Annotated in this window: 17 protein-coding genes; 7 read left to right on the top strand and 10 right to left on the bottom strand. The window is 44.6% G+C overall.

Going from position 1 to position 16,597, the window contains the following annotated elements:
* Positions 1–54: 54 nt before the first annotated feature.
* From B6A14_RS10245 to accB, 7 genes are all read right to left on the bottom strand, one after another.
* Entirely contained in the window at positions 55–201 is a 147-nt protein-coding gene (locus B6A14_RS10245; RefSeq protein ID WP_161491105.1) for a hypothetical protein, read from the bottom strand.
* 105 nt (positions 202–306) lie between these two features.
* A complete protein-coding gene (locus tag B6A14_RS04155) occupies positions 307–1,026 on the bottom strand; it encodes a sulfite exporter TauE/SafE family protein (RefSeq protein WP_236635662.1) in 720 nt (239 codons plus the stop codon).
* A 29-nt stretch (positions 1,027–1,055) separates the two neighbouring features.
* Positions 1,056–1,832 carry an ABC transporter ATP-binding protein gene (locus B6A14_RS04150; protein WP_087909187.1) on the bottom strand — a complete coding sequence of 259 codons (777 nt, stop codon included), beginning with the start codon at positions 1,830–1,832 and terminating at the stop codon, positions 1,056–1,058.
* A gap of 25 nt (positions 1,833–1,857) precedes the next feature.
* Entirely contained in the window at positions 1,858–2,613 is a 756-nt protein-coding gene (locus B6A14_RS04145) for an ABC transporter permease (protein ID WP_161491104.1), read from the bottom strand.
* Positions 2,614–2,630: 17 nt separating this feature from the next.
* The gene (locus B6A14_RS04140; RefSeq protein ID WP_087909185.1) at positions 2,631–3,914 is read right to left on the bottom strand and encodes an ABC transporter substrate-binding protein; all 1,284 of its coding nucleotides are present in this window, start codon (positions 3,912–3,914) and stop codon (positions 2,631–2,633) included.
* A gap of 58 nt (positions 3,915–3,972) precedes the next feature.
* Positions 3,973–5,430: a pyruvate carboxylase subunit B gene (locus B6A14_RS04135; RefSeq protein ID WP_087909184.1), complete on the bottom strand. Its 1,458-nt coding sequence runs from the start codon at positions 5,428–5,430 to the stop codon at positions 3,973–3,975.
* Entirely contained in the window at positions 5,430–5,999 is a 570-nt protein-coding gene (accB, locus tag B6A14_RS04130; protein ID WP_087909183.1) for an acetyl-CoA carboxylase biotin carboxyl carrier protein, read from the bottom strand. Before accB ends, B6A14_RS04135 begins: the two co-directional genes overlap by 1 nt.
* A 113-nt stretch (positions 6,000–6,112) precedes the next feature.
* Here accB and B6A14_RS04125 point away from each other — a divergent pair, with 113 nt between their 5' ends.
* Genes B6A14_RS04125 through B6A14_RS04105 form a run of 5 tightly spaced genes read left to right on the top strand, consistent with a single transcriptional unit; the run spans position 6,113 to position 10,656 of the window.
* Complete coding sequence (locus tag B6A14_RS04125; RefSeq protein WP_087909182.1) at positions 6,113–6,736, top strand: IclR family transcriptional regulator; 624 nt, start codon at positions 6,113–6,115, stop codon at positions 6,734–6,736.
* A gap of 22 nt (positions 6,737–6,758) precedes the next feature.
* A complete protein-coding gene (locus tag B6A14_RS10570; protein WP_407947033.1) occupies positions 6,759–6,926 on the top strand; it encodes an IclR family transcriptional regulator domain-containing protein in 168 nt (55 codons plus the stop codon).
* A gap of 15 nt (positions 6,927–6,941) precedes the next feature.
* Positions 6,942–7,772, top strand: coding sequence for a BKACE family enzyme (locus B6A14_RS04115; protein ID WP_087909180.1), 831 nt, complete (start codon positions 6,942–6,944; stop codon positions 7,770–7,772).
* Positions 7,773–7,777: 5 nt separating this feature from the next.
* Complete coding sequence (locus tag B6A14_RS04110) at positions 7,778–9,379, top strand: GMC family oxidoreductase (RefSeq protein WP_087909179.1); 1,602 nt, start codon at positions 7,778–7,780, stop codon at positions 9,377–9,379.
* 5 nt (positions 9,380–9,384) lie between these two features.
* Positions 9,385–10,656: a SulP family inorganic anion transporter gene (locus B6A14_RS04105; protein WP_087909178.1), complete on the top strand. Its 1,272-nt coding sequence runs from the start codon at positions 9,385–9,387 to the stop codon at positions 10,654–10,656.
* A 5-nt stretch (positions 10,657–10,661) separates the two neighbouring features.
* On the opposite strand, the gene B6A14_RS04100 is transcribed toward B6A14_RS04105, so the two are convergent.
* From B6A14_RS04100 to B6A14_RS04090, 3 genes are read right to left on the bottom strand one after another with little or no spacing between them, the layout of a single operon-like run.
* Positions 10,662–12,194 carry an AMP-binding protein gene (locus B6A14_RS04100; RefSeq protein WP_087909177.1) on the bottom strand — a complete coding sequence of 511 codons (1,533 nt, stop codon included), beginning with the start codon at positions 12,192–12,194 and terminating at the stop codon, positions 10,662–10,664.
* A gap of 7 nt (positions 12,195–12,201) precedes the next feature.
* Positions 12,202–13,611 carry an acylating sulfoacetaldehyde dehydrogenase gene (gene sauS / locus B6A14_RS04095; protein WP_087909176.1) on the bottom strand — a complete coding sequence of 470 codons (1,410 nt, stop codon included), beginning with the start codon at positions 13,609–13,611 and terminating at the stop codon, positions 12,202–12,204.
* A gap of 48 nt (positions 13,612–13,659) precedes the next feature.
* Positions 13,660–14,646: a tripartite tricarboxylate transporter substrate binding protein gene (locus B6A14_RS04090; RefSeq protein WP_087909175.1), complete on the bottom strand. Its 987-nt coding sequence runs from the start codon at positions 14,644–14,646 to the stop codon at positions 13,660–13,662.
* 193 nt (positions 14,647–14,839) lie between these two features.
* On the opposite strand from B6A14_RS04090, the gene B6A14_RS04085 reads away from it, so the two are divergent.
* Both B6A14_RS04085 and B6A14_RS04080 read left to right on the top strand, forming a co-directional pair.
* Positions 14,840–15,640, top strand: a complete 801-nt coding sequence (locus B6A14_RS04085) for an IclR family transcriptional regulator (protein WP_236635653.1) — start codon at positions 14,840–14,842, stop codon at positions 15,638–15,640.
* 39 nt (positions 15,641–15,679) lie between these two features.
* Positions 15,680–16,588, top strand: a complete 909-nt coding sequence (locus B6A14_RS04080; protein WP_236635652.1) for a bifunctional enoyl-CoA hydratase/phosphate acetyltransferase — start codon at positions 15,680–15,682, stop codon at positions 16,586–16,588.
* The last annotated feature ends 9 nt before the right edge of the window (positions 16,589–16,597 follow it).

The raw sequence follows: 16,597 nt of genomic DNA, 5'->3' as shown, positions 1-16,597 counted from the left end.
GTTTTTTTATATCCCAAACAGAAACTCAATCAAAGCATCTGCAATTCAAAATAATCAGTCTTCTATTTGAAAGTAAACCATTTCAGCAGCTTGACTCTTGTCAGAGCAATTCCTACTCTCAGAAGCGATAAATGTTTTTTCTGTAGTCAGCAAAACTGATTCAACAGCAGCATCCTGTGTGTTTTCTGTTGTGTAACTCATTTAGAACTCCTTCATTTAATCTAAGTCGGCATCTTTATCCAAGGAACTTAGAGAATAGAGTTCTTTTATATATCTGAAAAGAATATAGATTTCATTAGCTTATATCTATTTAAATATAAACAAAAGTAGCAAATTAAAGCCTGCATTCGCGATGAGAAGGAATAAACAAAGTCGCTTTAAATCGCTATCAGATATAGCATGGGCCGCCAAAACACTATTGGCCAATCTCATTCCCAACCAGTACACAGGGATAGCCGGTAGAAGATAGATGAGCCAGTCTATCCCGCCACCCATCAAACTGGCAGCAGCAATCGCAAAGACAGAAATGCCAGAAACAAATTGGGACAACAAAGATCGTGTTCTATCAAATGCTTGATTGGTTGAATTGAGATATAGGGCTGCTGGTGGCCCCCCTATTCCACATGAACCTAATAACAATCCAGACAAACCCCCTGCCAGACCATCCAAAAATCTAGTGGCGTTTAATTGAATATGCGGCTTAAGGAGCAGGTAGCTAGCGAAAAAGAGGATGACTCCACTCGTAGCGGACTTGAGCACAACTAGCGGTATAAATCCGCTCAACCAAATACCCAGAGGTAGAAAAATGGCTGAAAAAATTAACATATACCAAAGACGAGATCGGTCTCCCGGATGTAATTTCCAATGCCTAGAAAGTAAAGCTCCGCCAAATACTTCAGAGCACATCACGATCGGAATCAAAAATGGGATTGGGAATATCCACATTAAAAGGGGCGTCATAATGAGCGCCCCACCAAACCCACTTAGTCTTCTAATGAAACCACCAAAAAATGCCGCAAATATCAATAGGCAAATCGAGGCTAGGTTTTCAAGAATCAAACGGCCTCACTGACATCATGTTCGCCAGCAATGAGATCGCGAATTTGCCGACGAATCTCTAAATAGGCAGGGGTGTCCTCGACCATTCTGCGTGGCTCTGGAACACGAATAATTTCTTTCACCCTTCCAGGGCGGCGTGTCATCACAACGATGACGTCTGAAAGATTAATCGCCTCTTCAATGCTGTGCGTAACCAATACAACCGTCTTAGACTCTTCGTTCAAAATACGGATCATTTCAGCTTGCATCATTCCGCGATTTTGCGCATCTAGAGCAGCAAATGGTTCATCCATTAACAAAACAGTAGGATCAACTACAAGAGCTCTAGCAATAGATACCCGTTGACGCATACCGCCAGATAGTTGATGAGGATAGTGTCCTGTGAATTGACTTAAGCCAACTAAAGCGGCAAAGCGAGTAACTATCTGCTTAACCTCGCTCGAGCCCATTCCCTTAATTTTTAGACCAAAGGCAATGTTGTCATATACCGTCAGCCAAGGAAATAGGGCATAGTCCTGAAAGACCATGGATCGATCAGCACCAGGGCCATTTACCAACTTTCCAGCGCATTCGATTCGACCTGAAGTAGGAACCTCAAAACCCGCAATCAAGTTGAGCAAAGTCGTTTTGCCACAGCCGCTATGACCTAGTATTGAGTAAAACTCGTTCTTATTCACCTCTAAAGAAATATCGTCGAGGGCAAGTACTTCTTGCCCCTTTGAATTAAGAGATGGAAAAATCTTTTTTACTTTTTCTACTTTTAGTGCAAGCATTTTATATTTTTGATTAGATGATCAACTACGAGTTTAAGGATCTAGCCCAAGGCATGAGAGTCTTAGCGCTATAGCGAATAATGCGATCAATACAAAGGCCAATTAGACCAATCGCTAACATTCCAGTCAGAATAAAGTCAGTACGCAAAACTGTTCTAGCATCGTTGATGAGAAATCCAAGGCCGGAATTTGCGCCCACCAATTCTGCTGCTACTAAGGCCATCCAACCAACCCCAAGACCAATGCGAATACCAGTAGTAATCTGCGGTAGAGCAGCCCTTAGGATGACGCGAGTAATGACGTTCCAATCACCAGCACCCAAACAGCGTGCAGCGCGTATCAAGCTTGGCTCCACATTCTTTACTGCATCAATGGTATTGAGCAATATAGGAAAGAAGATTCCTAAAAAGATAATGAATTGATTTTGTGTATTACCTACACCAAACCACAAGATACTCAGTGGAATCCATGCAATTGGTGGAATAGGTCTCAAAATTTCAATAATTGGATCTACTTGTTCATTGAGCCATTTAAAGCAGCCCATCATTATTCCCAGTGGGATGGCCACGCTCGCATAGCAAAAGGCGATAAATTCTCGCCTTAAGCTATCGAGTACGTGCTTCCAAAGTTCACCGGACGAACTTAACTCTATGGCACCATTTAAAACACCCGAAGGCGGCGGCAGTAGCGTTGCCTGAGTTTTATCCAAGATAAACCGGCTAGCTAACTCCCAGCTAGCCAGTAATATCGCAAGCAAAACCAAACGCCGAAGTTGGAACATAGAGCGGAGGTAATTCATTATTTTTTATACACCTTATTGTCGAATGACCAATCTTTGGTTAAGTCACCTTTTTCCGGGAATGGCTGCGGCTTAGTAGTATTCAACGGAGTTGAATACTTTGGATACGGAATCTTATCCATAGGCGCTGACCAGCTGGCAGGCAGGAATGGAGGAAGTTTTGGAACTGTCCAACCAAGCTTTGAGAAAGTATTGTCCATAAAACGCGCATCTACTGCAGTAATAAATGTGGATGCTGAGGTTTTGTTTTGGATACGTTTATTTTCATATAACCACTCATAAATTGGCTCATTTGCACGTCCCCAGAACAAAGGAATCGGATAAAGATAGGTTGGCTTATCCAGATTGTTGTACATGTTAATTTGTTCGCGCAGAATTGCAGCTGAGAAATTTTTCAGGTTTGGATCTTCTTGCATCGCTTTCACGGCATCATCCGGATTTTTTCGTATCCAAAGAGTCGCCTCAACAATTGCATCGGTAAATGCCTGAACCACGTCTGGCGCATTATCAATGACCTCTTGACGCACGTAAAATGATGAGCCGTAAATGTTGTATGGGTAGCTATCGTTGATGATGCGCGCATTTTTACGCTCTTTCACCATAATGGTTGGCGTTGGATCCCATGGCACGACTGCATCAATACCTTTTGGCATTGCCATTTGCTCGCCTGGAGGCATATTCTTCAGAATAATATCTTTGCCAATGACAAGTCCGTGAGCTTTGGCTGCTGCCTGTATATAGAACTCAGCAGAAGAGCCTGTAACCAAGCCAATGGTTGCAGGTTCTTTGCGATTTTTGAAATCGTCAATCGACTTAATTTTTGAGTCAAGCGGTACTAGCATAGCGTGCATCAAATTGACGTTGATGATCGCGATGGTTTTAACAGGGACGTTTTTATCGATTAATGTAGTAAATGGGAAGTTTCCACCATTACCAAACTGGAACCGTCCAGAAATAATCACCTCGTTAATCGCAGGTCCGGATGGGAAAGCCTGAAACTTAGCCTCAATACCTCTTTTGGATAAAAGCCCTGTTTTATCCATGACTAAATTGATTGTATTTTGACCTGACCATGGCGGCTGGAATGCAACCTGGAGTGGCCACCAGCCTTTTTCTTTCAACCAAGCAACGGACTTAGGGGAAATTTTTTCATAAGCATTTTCCGGCCAGCCATAGTTAGTAAATTTAGTGGCATCTTGCGCCATTGATAACATTGGCGCGCCCGAGAGCATGGCAACAGCCAGCACTGAAAAAATACGACGTGATACGTTAAATTCTTTCATTACGATCTCCTTAATATTGGAATTACCTGCACTGATACCAAACCGCGAACATCTAATACTAACTACTGAAGCTTAACTCTACACCGCCTAATTTAGTCCTAATTCTTCTATATTCTTTTTTCATAACCAAATACTTCACCAACTCAGTAAAGGGCTGTAAAGCAGGTCCTTGCTTTGCAGCTTCTAAAGCGCCATCCCGCAATCCCAAAGCCAGATTCTCAGGATAAAAAGCATGAAGACTTAATTGCTCGTTACTAATTGAGCGCCCCCATTTTTTTCTTAAGCCAGGTAACGCAGGCTCAATTAATTCTCCAGGTCTGCGAGAGGCGTCGTAATCAACATTAGCACGATCCATTACTTTTGCACTCGGTGTGCCGGCCAACCTTCCATAGTGTCCTTTGAGATAAAGCTTAATCTCATCGGGGATCGTTTTATAGCGCTCACCCTGCATTACATTCAGAACTGCTTGAGTCACAATATATTGCGCAAATGGGCTCACCAATATGGGGTAGCCCAAGTCTTCACGGACCCGAGCAGTTTCCTCAAGAATTTCTGCTTCTCGGTGGGAAATGCCCATGGTTGCTAATTGAGCGCGTAAATTGGAGATCATTCCACCCGGAATTTGATGTTCGTATAGCGCCGGATCGTAAGTCGCCTTCTCTCCGCGAGCAAAGTTATCTCGCGTACAAATCCAATCAAAGTATTCATCTACTTTTTGCAAAGCAGAAAGATCCATCTTTGGAGCTCGACCAAATTTCTGGGCGCTGGCATACACATCCAATACTGAAGGTAGCGAGGCACCATTCGCTAGGCAATCTGTTGCTACGTAACCATAAGCAAACCCAGCCTTAATAGCCTCCTCATAAACCAATGGCGCTAAGCCAGACTGGCAATGTGAGTGTAATTTAATGGGGATACCAGCTGCTGCAGAAACTACAGCAGGAAAAAGAGTGGCAGCTCGTTCAGGCGTTAGCAAACCAGTTGGGTCTTTCACTGAAATAAAGTCGACGCCTAATTTCACCAACTCCCGAGTACGCGCAATAAAGTAAGTATCGTCATGGACTGGGCTTAAGGCATAAGTCAACATGGCATTAATTAACATGCCATTTTTCTTGCCCGCTGCTACCGAAGATTCAATATTACGGTTGTCATTAAGGGCATCATATACAGTGAGTACCCTTACGCCAGACTGAGCCAAGAGCTCGACATTCAGGGCAACAACATCATCTGGAAATAGCTCAAACGTATAAATACTTTGGCCACGTGTTAATGCATCCGTGGGAGTGCTTAGTTGCTTACTTAAAAACTCCATACGCTTCCAAGGATCTTCGCGCAAGAAGCGCACCATCACGTCAAATACAGCACCGCCTAAAATATTGATATAGCCGTACCCAGCCCGATCTATATCGGCTAGGGCTGGATACATATGAGGCGTAGTCATCCGCGTAGACCAAAGGCACTGATGCGCATCGCGCAGAGTGACATCAATCATTTCGAATGGTTTTTTGGTGGCCATTAAGTAAGCTCAATCACCATGAGGGGTTGACCAACTTCAATCGTTGCTCCATCGTCAACCAAGATACGAATAACCTTCCCGGTACATTCTGCAGGAATGGTGTTCAGTAATTTCATTACCTCAACGATACAAACATCCGTAGTGGGCAACACACTATCCCCCACCTCAACAAATGGTGCAGAGCTGGGGCTAGGACGACGATAGAAAGTACCAATCATTGGGCTTGTAATGGCACGCTCTGATGATGAGAGTGCCAATGAGGATGTGGGTGCAGCCGGAGCAGGAGCACTACTAGCGGACGTAGGCGTCACTACTTGTGGAGCAACATAAGTACTTGGAGTAAATGCGGTTTGTGCTCCTACTGAAATCTCAATTTCAAATTCATCGGTCTTATAACCAAAGGTATTGAACGTGCCCGCATCCTTAATGAGGGCAACAATTTCCTTCACCTGCTTCATTGTGAATTCAGGTGGCACCTTAACTTTAGTTGCAGCTTTTTTGACTGGAACTTTTTTGGAAGGCTTGGTCTTTACTTTCGCTTTAGAGGCGACTTTCTTTTTTGTTTGCACTGTCTCGTATTTTTAGTTAATATTTTCTCTAATGAAATTTAAAGTATCATCAGGTGAAATGCTTTAAGGGTAAACACTTAAAAATGCAAATATCTTCAAATATTCCCTAATAAATGCAAGAAAAGCTCTCCCGCATCACCCCTCCAGCTGAAATCCTGGAAGAATCCGCCAAATCCAGCATGGCGGAAAAGGTATTACTCATTCTGGAGACCATTGCCCAATCGGAGTTCCCGCTCACCCTAGAGACAATTTCTACCGGCACAGGCTTAGCCAAACCCACTGCATTTAGATTACTCAATACATTGGTTGCCCAAGGATTTATCGAACGCGACCCGAATGGCAGACGTTTTCAGCCGAGCGCAAAACTGAGAATTATGGGAATGAACATTCTTTCTGTAGATTCCGTCCGATCACAGCGTGTAGCAGTCATGAAACGTCTAGTTGAGGAAATTGGTGAAACCTGCAACTTCAATATCTTGGATGGCAATAAAGTGATGTACCTCGACCGCGTCGAAACAAGTGCACCTATTCGTCTTCACGTAGATCTTGGTATGCGCGTACCCCTGCACTGCACTGCCAGTGGAAAATTATTTCTCTCTGGTATGACTGAATTACAGGTTCGGCGCTCACTAGGAAATGAACCATTCGAGACCTACACACCAAAAACAATTACAAGCTACAACAAGCTATTTTCTGAACTAGAAAAAATTACGTCACGACGGCTACGCCCTCGATGAATCAGCCTTCCTAGAGGGATTCATTGGAATTGCTGTACCTGTAATCAATTCAAAAGATAAAACATTTGCCACGATTACAGCACATGGTCCCGCATTGCGTATGCAAGAAAAATCCATTGATTTTTATGTCAAACCACTAAAGCACGCTGCAAATGATATTCAAAGCAGCCTCTCCGAAACCAGTAATTAATTGATTGGAAAACATATGACAACTCCTGTAATCATCACTGTCGCTATGACCGGAGCTATTCCTCGTAAGAAAGATTGTCCAGGGCTACCAGTGACTACTAGCGAACAGATTGAAGAAACTCACAAAGCATTTGAAGCGGGAGCCTCTCTTGCGCATATTCATGTCCGCAACGCGGATGAAACACCAAGTTCAGATCCTAGTTTGTATGCGGCTGTGCAAGAAGGTATTCAAAAATATTGCCCAGGAATGATTATTCAATTTTCAACTGGCGGCCGTGGACGCGATCAAGCTGCTCGCGGCGGAATGTTATTTCATCGTCCTGATATGGCCTCTCTGGCTACTGGTTCTGTGAACTTTCCCAATGGTATATACGAAAATCCACCAGAATTTGTTGATGGGCTTGCAAGCGAGATGCTGAAGCATGAAATCAAGCCGGAAATAGAAATATTTGACCTTGCCATGCTCTATAACGCGGCAAATTTAATTGAGCGTGGCCTCCTCAAAGCCCCAGCCCATGTGCAATTTGTCATGGGTATTCCCAATGCTATGCCCGCAAGGCGCTCGATTCTAGAATTCCTCATTTCAGAGCTAAAAGCAGTCATGCCTGATGCGACCTGGTGTGCAGCCGGAATTGCGCGCTATCAACTCCCTGTAAACGAGTGGACCCTCGAATTGGGTGGCCATGTACGAACCGGCCTTGAAGACAATACGCGCTTTGATAAAACACGAGCCGCAAAAGATAATGCTGAACTAGTAGCACGGCTTGCTGAAATGGCGCCCTCCTATAACCGAACAGTGGCAACCCCAGCGCAGGCGCGTGAAATTCTAGGATTAAGAAAGCATTAATCAACATGTCAAATACATCGTTTGATTACATTGTTGTAGGCGGGGGCTCATCTGGTTGTGTTTTAGCCAGTCGCTTATCAGAGGATCCTAATAATTCTGTTTGTCTGATTGAGGCTGGACCCAAAGATCGCTCCCCTTGGATTCATCTGCCGATTGGATATGCCAAAACTATGTGGGATCCCAAAGTCAATTGGAAATTTCAAACTGAACCTGATCCAGGTGTAAATAATCGACAGATTTATTGGCCTAGAGGAAAAACTTTAGGTGGCTCCAGTTCAATCAACGGCTTAATTTTTATCCGCGGACAAAAGGAAGATTACGACGCCTGGCGCGATCTCGGAAACCCGGGCTGGGGTTGGGATGATGTGCTGCCCTACTTTAAAAAAGCAGAAGGAAATGATCGCCTCAGCGAACCACTGCATTCGCAAAAAGGCCCCTTGAAAGCATCATCTATTCCAAAGAAGCATCCACTGGTTGAAGCATTCAAGAAGACAGCCAATGCCTTGGGAGTCCCGGAAACAGAGGATTTCAACAACTTAACTCAAGAAGGTGTTGGCTACTATCAGTTAACCACCCATAAAGGTTTTCGTTGCAGCACTGCAGTTGCTTATTTAAAGCCTGCTAAGAAACGAAATAATTTGGAAATCCTGACAGATAGTCAGGCCTGCAGGGTTATTTTTGAAAATAAAAAGGCTGTGGGAATTGAGATTTTTCGTAACGGTAGCAAAAGCATATTGCGCGCCAATAAAGAAGTCATCCTGAGTACAGGTGCAATTCAGAGTCCGCAACTATTACAACTCTCAGGCGTGGGCCCAGCCAAACTCTTACAAGAATTTAACATCCCGCTTGTGCATGATTTGCCAGGTGTTGGTGAAAATCTGCAAGACCATCTACAGCACCGCCTTATTTACGAACTAAACCAACCCATCTCAACCAATGATCAACTCTCATCTTGGTTTGGACAGCTCAAAATGGGCTTAGATTGGTTACTCTTCCGTGGCGGTCCATTATCAATTGGCATTAATCAAGGCGGTCTTTTTACACGCGTGATGAAGGACTCCAAAACGCCTGACATCCAATTTCACCTAGCAACACTGTCCGCAGAAATGGCTGGGGGCAAGGTTCACCCTTTCTCTGGATTCACCATGTCTGTGTGCCAACTACGTCCTGAGTCTCGAGGCCATGTTCGCATTCAGTCAGCTGATCCACTCATACCTCCCAAAATGTTTGCCAACTATATGTCGACATCCTACGACCGCGAAATTAGTATTGCCGCCGTTAAGTACGCCAGAAAAATTGCGCAGACTGAACCACTGCGATCTCTCATCACTCGAGAGGTAAAGCCAAATAACCCGCAGTCAGATGAAGAAATTTTGGAGTTTTGCCGAAATAATGGCGCCACGATTTTCCATCCAACTGGTACCTGCCAAATGGGTCCAGACAGCGACCCGATGGCAGTGCTCGATTCTTCGTTAAGAGTAAGGGGTGTACAAGGTCTCAGGGTGGTTGATTGCTCAGCAATGCCGACATTGCCATCGGGCAATACCAATTGGCCTGCCGTGATGCTTGCAGAAAGAGCTGCTGACCTTATTTTGGGACGCATTTAATCTCCATGCGCTGGCAACTACCATTTAGCAAGTGGCTTCCTGAATATCAGATACCAGGAACGATACGGGCAGATATTTTTGCAGGGCTGACTGGCGCAATCGTTGTCATGCCTCAAGGTATTGCGTTTGCATTGCTAGCAGGTATGCCGCCTCACTATGGTCTATACGCAGCCATGATCCCCTGTCTTGTAGCAGCACTATTTGGCTCAAGTCGCTTAATGGTGACTGGTCCTGCTAATGCAATTTCCTTAACAACAATGGCTTTAATCTCTCCATTAGCGCTCCCTGAGTCAAGTCAATATGTTGGATATGTTTTAACGCTCAGCTTTTTGGTGGGTGTTCTACAACTTGCCCTGGGATTTGCTAAGGCAGGAAAATGGGTTGAGCAAATTCCTCACTCCGTGATTGTTGGCTTCACTGTTGGTGCAGCAATCTTAATTATCAATAGTCAACTGGGCACCCTTCTAGGCATCAGCATCCCGAAAGGGATAGGCGTTCCAGAAACGCTTAGCGCCGTTACATCTGCACTCTTGAATAATCAATGGCAAATGGCAGCCCCAGCGCTAGTAGTCTTTACCTTAATTGCCATTAGACTATGGAAGCCTCTGAATCGCTTCTTGCCTGCTATGCTTGTTGCTGTTGTACTGGGCAGTATTGCAGCGGTCTTGTTGGAAAAATTTTTACCTACTATCGCCGCTTTTAAGAGGGTTCAAGATATACCAGGCGCATTCCCGCCAATTTCTAGCCCAGATTTAAGTGGTGAAACTTTACAAAAGCTATTTAGTGCAGCTCTCATCATGACGCTGTTGGCATCGACCGAAGCAATGGCAATTGCACGAGCCATTGCATTAAAAACAAAAGATCAATTTAATGCCAATCAAGAGTTTATTGGTCAAGGATTGGCCAATGTATGTGGATCATTTTTTTCAGCCTACCCCGCCAGCGGCTCATTCAATCGCACCGGCGTCAATCTCGCTTCAGGAGCAAAAACGCCTCTTTCAGCAATTTGCGCGGCAGTATTTCTCCTAATATTGCTCGCCTTTTTATCACCATTAGTGAAACATATCCCGTACGTAGTCATCGCAGCACTATTACTGGTGGTTGCTTGGAACTTAATTGATATAAAACAGATTCGCCATGAATTTCAAAGAGGGTCAAGGGAATGGATTCCCATGTTGATTACCGGCATTGGCACCATCACCATCCCGCTGGAGTGGGCAATACTTTCTGGAATCGTCAGCTCCATGCTGATCAGACACTTTAGTCAAAAGAACTAGAAAACTTAGTGCGCCTTTTGCAAATCCAATAACTTTAAGCGCTGCACTTTGCCTGACGGTCCACGTGGCAGATCTTCCATGAAGAGAATAACTTTGGGGGTTCTAAATTTACCCAACTCTTTTAAGCAAAATGAGCGCATTTCATCTTCAGAACATGTGGCATCTGGCTTGAGAACAATACACACCATAATTTCTTGTCCGTAGTTACTATCCGGAATTCCAACTGCAGCTGCATCCAATACTGCAGGATGTTTTAAGACCGCTTCATCAATTTCGCGGGGCGCAATATTTTCCCCGCCCTTAATAATTAATTCTTTCAGACGCCCGGTGATGAAATAAAAACCATCGTCGTCACGCATACCCAGATCGCCAGTCTTTAGCCAGCCTTCACTATCAAAAGCCTTGACTGTTTCCGCCTCCGCTTTGTAATAAGCATTAAGTACATTCCCGCCACGCAGACAAATCTCACCCACAACATTGTTACCCAGAGGATTTCCCTCCGGATCGATTACCTTTGCTTCTACTCCACAAGGCTGACCCGGACTACCATAGCGTCTACTCTCATCATGGGGGTTGCAAAAGACCATCGATGCCGACTCGGTCATACCCATACCTTCAATGACAGTAATACCAAATAGGGCTTCAAACTCACGATGATGCTCGGGGGGCAAAGGAGCAGAGGCTGATCGACCAAATCGAATCCATTTCAAGTCCTCGCGACTTGGTAATACTCCACCACTCTTGGCAGCATTAATTAAATATGCAATGATGGTTGGAACCATATTGATCCAGGTACACCGGTACTGAATTGCTAAACCCCACCAACTCGAGACAGAAAAAGTATGTGGGGCTACCACAGACCCACCGGATACAAATGGCGTGATTGTTGAGATCACCTGTCCATTGATGTGATAAATCGGGAGTGAACTCAACACTGTGTCTGACTGCGTTAATGAATGCCATGCTGCCATAGAGCGAGCAGCATGCAATAAATTAGCATGAGTAAGCAATACCCCCTTGGGAGTTCCCGTTGTACCTGAGGTATACATCAGGAGCGCAGCTTGCGAAGATTGAACTGAGGGCAATGCTCTAGGGGCGCATTGCATAAACAGTCCTTCAGCCGCATCTGGATCTAGCTCAATAACCTTGAACTTTCTTTTAGTCTTTTCAAGCGCTAGAAATAAGCCTGCCTTCTTGTCAGGAGAGTAAAACAATACCTCAATATCGCTGTGATCTAACACCCAGGCCAGTTGATCGGTTGGCGCCAATAGATTTAAAGGTGTAATGACGCGCCCACATGCCATAGTTGCCAAAAAAACTGTGCTCGTTTGGCGTCCGTTTTGCATAAAGAGGCCAACGTGACCTTGTGCGCTAATTTGCTCTTGCTCCAACCATGTTGAAAAATGGCGGGCTTCTTTTGCGAGCTGTCCATAAGTCAGGACGGCACTAGTCTCGGGCGCAAATAGGAATGCTTTATCAGGTTGAACCGCTTCCCAATGCAACAGTACCTCACCCAAGCTCTTACTTAAAGCAGTCATATTCAGCTTAAGCCTGTGGATAGCGACTGAAATACTCTTTCAACAAATCCTCGACCTTGGGAACATGCTCTGGAATTGGTCTAACCACTCTCGTAATATTGAGGTAGTGGCGATAGTTCATATTCTCTGAGAAATTATTCTTACCCCATGTTCCACAGCCCATGGATAAGGAAAACGGCAAGCCATTCTCAAAACTACCGCCAGTAGCAATCGCATGAGCCTGGTTCACAATAATTCTGGCAACTGGCAATTGCTGCGCAAGGGCAGCAGCCCTTGATTCCAGGATTTCACCGCTCTGTGCAGTATGTAAGCCAACAGAATGCCCAGCTCCTTGGTAAGCATACACATCAGAAATCAATTGCTTTGCAGCATCAAAGTCAGCAGCCTTCCAAATCGTCAGGACTGGACTTAATTTTTCACCAGAGAAAGGTGCTGATGGTCCAAATCCTTGCTCTTCAACCATAAAGAATTTAGCTGATTTTGCCTTCGGATTTTGTAATTTCGCACGCTCAGCAATCACCCCTGGATTCTGGGCAGTCAATGTTGAAGTGAGTTTGCCATTGTGAAACATCACATCTTCAAGACGCTTCTTATCGGCAGCATCTAACATTAAGCCACCGACCGCTTCAAGCGCACTAATAGCCTTTGCATAAACCTGGGCACAAATTACTGCACCATTTTCACTAGAACAACTAGTAGCGTTATCAAACGTTTTAGACTGCAAGATTTTATTAGCGGCACTATTGAGATCCGCATGTTCGTCAATAATAACGAGAACATTACCGGCCCCAACACCAAAAGCAGGGGTGCCGCAGGTATATGCAGCACGAATATTTGCTTGTGATCCAGTAGCCACAACCAAGTCTGCCAGACGCATTAACTCATTTGTGGAATCTTTGGTAATCGGTGATGGCAGCATCTGCACTAGATCTCTCGGTGCTTTGACTAGATCTAACTGCTGGTGTACAAACTCTAGCAAACGTGCACAAGTCGAGTAACCTTTAGGTGATGGTGCAACGACTACTGCATTACGGCACTTTAAAGCATTTAAGATCTTGTTAATGGGTGTGGCGCCAGGGTTCGTTGATGGCGTAATCGCAGCAACTATGCCTACCGGCCTTGCGTACTCAGTCAAGCCAGTCTTTAAATCTTCAGAAATAACGCCTACTGTTTTGGCATAACTTAAGTCACGCACCAAGCCTAAGGTTTTTCTGAAGTTCTTTTTAAACTTGTCTGCTACATCTCCTAAGCCAGTATCTTGAACAGCAAGCTCTGCCAACTCTTGATTTCGACTTGGCTCAAGAATCGACCAGGCAACCGCCTCAACTACCAAGTTCACCTGAGCTTGCGTGTAGCCCTCAAATATCTTTTGGGCTACACGTCCACGTTCAACAATTACCTCTACTGGCGTCATCATTAATACTCTTATCTTTTTATTTACTGCAATTCTGAAAACTTCTGAAGCTTACTCAGCTTTAATCGCCGCATCCTTGGTGACTTTTTTCCACTTAACCAATTCAGTTTTAACAATTGCGCCCAATTGAGCAGGAGTACTGCCAACTGCCTCAGCACCTTGAGCAATGAGCTTATCTTTTACTGCTGGTTCAGCTAGTACTTTGACTGTTGCCTTGTATAAGATGTCAATAATGGGTTGTGGTGTTTTGGCTGGAACAAACATGGCGTACCAAGAGTCCACTTCGTAATCTTTAAAGCCTAACTCGGCCATAGTTGGAACGTCCGGAAATACAGGTGAGCGCTTTACGGTTGATACCGCTAATGCACGCAGCTTGCCAGCCTTGACATAGTTTGCCGCCGCAGGAATGGAAACCCAAAGAAGTGGCACTTGACCAGCCATAACATCAGTGACAGCAGGCCCACCTCCGCGGTAAGGAATATGAATCATCGAAACACCAGCTGATCCAGCCATCATGGCGCCAGCCAAATGGCCAGGTGATCCATTGCCTACTGAAGCATATGCAATAGAGTCCGGCTTTGCCTTCGCCATTTCAATCACTTCCTTTACCGACTTCGCAGGAAAATCCGGATTAGCTACCAAGATTTGCGGCAAAGAAGCAACTAAAGATACCGGTAAAAAATCTTTCTCAGTATCAAAAGCAAGCTTTGGATAAATTGCCGGATTAATCGTGTGAGATGAAAGCGTAAACAAAACGGTATACCCATCTGATGGTGACTTAGCTGCAATATCGGTTCCAATCGAACCTCCGGCACCACCACGGTTATCAATAATGACCTGCTGACCAAGTGCCTGACTTAATGGCTCCTGCACGATACGTGCAATCACATCGGTGCCCCCACCTGGCGGGTAAGGAACAATAAATTTAATTGGCTTATTAGGCCATTGCTGCGCCTGAGCAACTTGCACCATGCCAAGTGAGCCCATAAAAGCGATGATTGTTGACAGAACAGCGACTAATAGATTGCTTCTACGCATACCCAATCTCCTGTTATAGAACTACTGTTTAGACTTATATTAGCTCTTATTGGCTATTCTAGTTAGCATAAATGATCTTATTAAACGGAACAAGTTGTTTCGTATAAGTAAAAATACTAACATTTTTCCTGGAAAATTCAACCTTGTTCTATTAGAATGAACAAAATGACACATTTCATGAGATTTAAGGCCCATGCTTGAACTAGACAACATCGAACAGCCAGATATCGCTAAAAGAGATAGTTCCAGCGAAAACTCTTCCATGCTCAAAGGCGTAGTGATTTTGGAGGCCCTGGCAGCCTTGCAGCAACCTGCCACCCTAGCCCAACTCATGCAAATTACCGGAATGCCAAAAGCATCTTTGCATAGAACATTAGCCATCTTTGAAGAGGCGGGTTTAGTAGCAAGAGAGCCTGGAGGACGAACTTATTCACCAGGTGAGCGACTATCTCATCTGGCAATGTCCACCCTGACACATGACAGCGTATCCGCTATTCGTCATACCATTCTGCGTGGCTTAGTGGCTGATCTAGGCGAAACCTGCAACCTGGCTGTGTTGAGACGTGGTGAACTGTTTTATTTAGATCGAGTCGAAGCTGACTGGGCCTTGCGTCTTCATTTACCGCCAGGCACAGTGCTGCCCCCACATTGCAGTGCCAGCGGAAAGCTACTACTCGCATATAAGCCTGTGGATGAGCGCTCCAAGATTTTAGAAAATCTTCCGCTCCAACAATTTACCCACAGAACCATCACTGATCGCCATCTGTTGGAATCAGAGATGGAAAGAATTGTGAGTACTGGTTATGCGGTAGATAACGAAGAGTATGTATTGGGAGTTTCTTGTGTAGCAGTGCCAGTCAGAGACTCATTAGGTGAGGTAGTAGCTGCGATAGCAGTTCATGCGGCAACTGCAAGACTTCCCTTGAATCAAGCAATGGAACATATTCCCAAGCTTAAAGAAGCTTCTGAGCGTATTTCCCAAACTCTCTCCTAATTAGTTCAGCATTACAGTCACCTCAGGACAAATCTAAACGTGAAATATCCGCTCTTAGAAAAAATGATTGAGGAAGCTAAGAGTGATCTGCCGCTTGGGGTGGTCTACCCTCTGAGCGCACCAGCACTAGAAACTGTTTTTGATCTCATTAAAAGACAGTTATGCACTCCAATCCTGATAGGCCCGAAAAAAGAAATCGAAGAACTTGCAGCCATTGAAGAGCTCTCTTTGGATGGCATACAGATTGTCGATACGCCGAAAGATCCCATCTTAGCAACGAAGAAAGCGGTTGAGATGGTGAAAGAAGGAAAGCTAGCAGTTCTGATGAAGGGATCTCTTCATACTGAAGATCTGATGGGACCAATTGTGCACCGAGATGGATTGCGCACCGATAAACGCGTCAGTCATCTTTTTTTATTTGAACTGGCTCGTTACCACAAGCTACTTGGCGTCACTGATGCCGTTGTCAATATTACGCCGAATGCTCAACTCAAAAGAGAAATACTAGCCAACAGTTTGGATGCCCTAAAAAGGTTAAGTATTAGCAATGTCAAAGTGGCAATTATCGCTGCTACCGAAGTAATCAACCCAGCCATGTCTTCCACCACTGATGCAAAAGAGATCGTTGATGAGCATATTGCCCATCCGATTTTTCCGGATACGATTATTGAAGGTCCATTTGGATTTGATAATGCAATTTCAGCACAGTCAGCAAGAACCAAAGGGATTTATTCAAAGGTCGCTGGGGATCCTGATCTCTTGTTAATGCCAGATTTACAAGTTGGGAATATTCTTTATAAATCTTTTGTCTATATGGCTGGGGCGGAATGCGCAGGAACCATTCTTGGCGCACAAGTTCCGATCACACTGACATCCAGATCTGATTCTGTTTTTTCTAGAGTGGCATCTACAGCGATGGCCATTCTACTTGCTAAAAACCCTCAATAATTAAGAAGC

The sequence above is a fragment of the Polynucleobacter hirudinilacicola genome (assembly GCF_002192535.1).
GTDB lineage: Bacteria > Pseudomonadota > Gammaproteobacteria > Burkholderiales > Burkholderiaceae > Polynucleobacter > Polynucleobacter hirudinilacicola.
This window is presented reverse-complemented; position numbering and strand designations above follow the sequence as displayed.

Coding starts and splice junctions, on each gene's coding strand:
- B6A14_RS04085 (WP_236635653.1), top strand. CDS start 14,840: ATGCTTGAACTAGACAACATCGAACAGCCAGATATCGCTAAAAGAGAT.
- B6A14_RS10245 (WP_161491105.1), bottom strand. CDS start 201: ATGAGTTACACAACAGAAAACACACAGGATGCTGCTGTTGAATCAGTT.
- B6A14_RS04115 (WP_087909180.1), top strand. CDS start 6,942: ATGACAACTCCTGTAATCATCACTGTCGCTATGACCGGAGCTATTCCT.
- B6A14_RS04105 (WP_087909178.1), top strand. CDS start 9,385: ATGCGCTGGCAACTACCATTTAGCAAGTGGCTTCCTGAATATCAGATA.
- B6A14_RS04140 (WP_087909185.1), bottom strand. CDS start 3,914: ATGAAAGAATTTAACGTATCACGTCGTATTTTTTCAGTGCTGGCTGTT.
- B6A14_RS04110 (WP_087909179.1), top strand. CDS start 7,778: ATGTCAAATACATCGTTTGATTACATTGTTGTAGGCGGGGGCTCATCT.
- B6A14_RS04090 (WP_087909175.1), bottom strand. CDS start 14,646: ATGCGTAGAAGCAATCTATTAGTCGCTGTTCTGTCAACAATCATCGCT.
- B6A14_RS04135 (WP_087909184.1), bottom strand. CDS start 5,430: ATGGCCACCAAAAAACCATTCGAAATGATTGATGTCACTCTGCGCGAT.
- sauS (WP_087909176.1), bottom strand. CDS start 13,611: ATGATGACGCCAGTAGAGGTAATTGTTGAACGTGGACGTGTAGCCCAA.
- B6A14_RS04145 (WP_161491104.1), bottom strand. CDS start 2,613: ATGTTCCAACTTCGGCGTTTGGTTTTGCTTGCGATATTACTGGCTAGC.
- B6A14_RS04100 (WP_087909177.1), bottom strand. CDS start 12,194: ATGACTGCTTTAAGTAAGAGCTTGGGTGAGGTACTGTTGCATTGGGAA.
- B6A14_RS04150 (WP_087909187.1), bottom strand. CDS start 1,832: ATGCTTGCACTAAAAGTAGAAAAAGTAAAAAAGATTTTTCCATCTCTT.
- B6A14_RS04125 (WP_087909182.1), top strand. CDS start 6,113: ATGCAAGAAAAGCTCTCCCGCATCACCCCTCCAGCTGAAATCCTGGAA.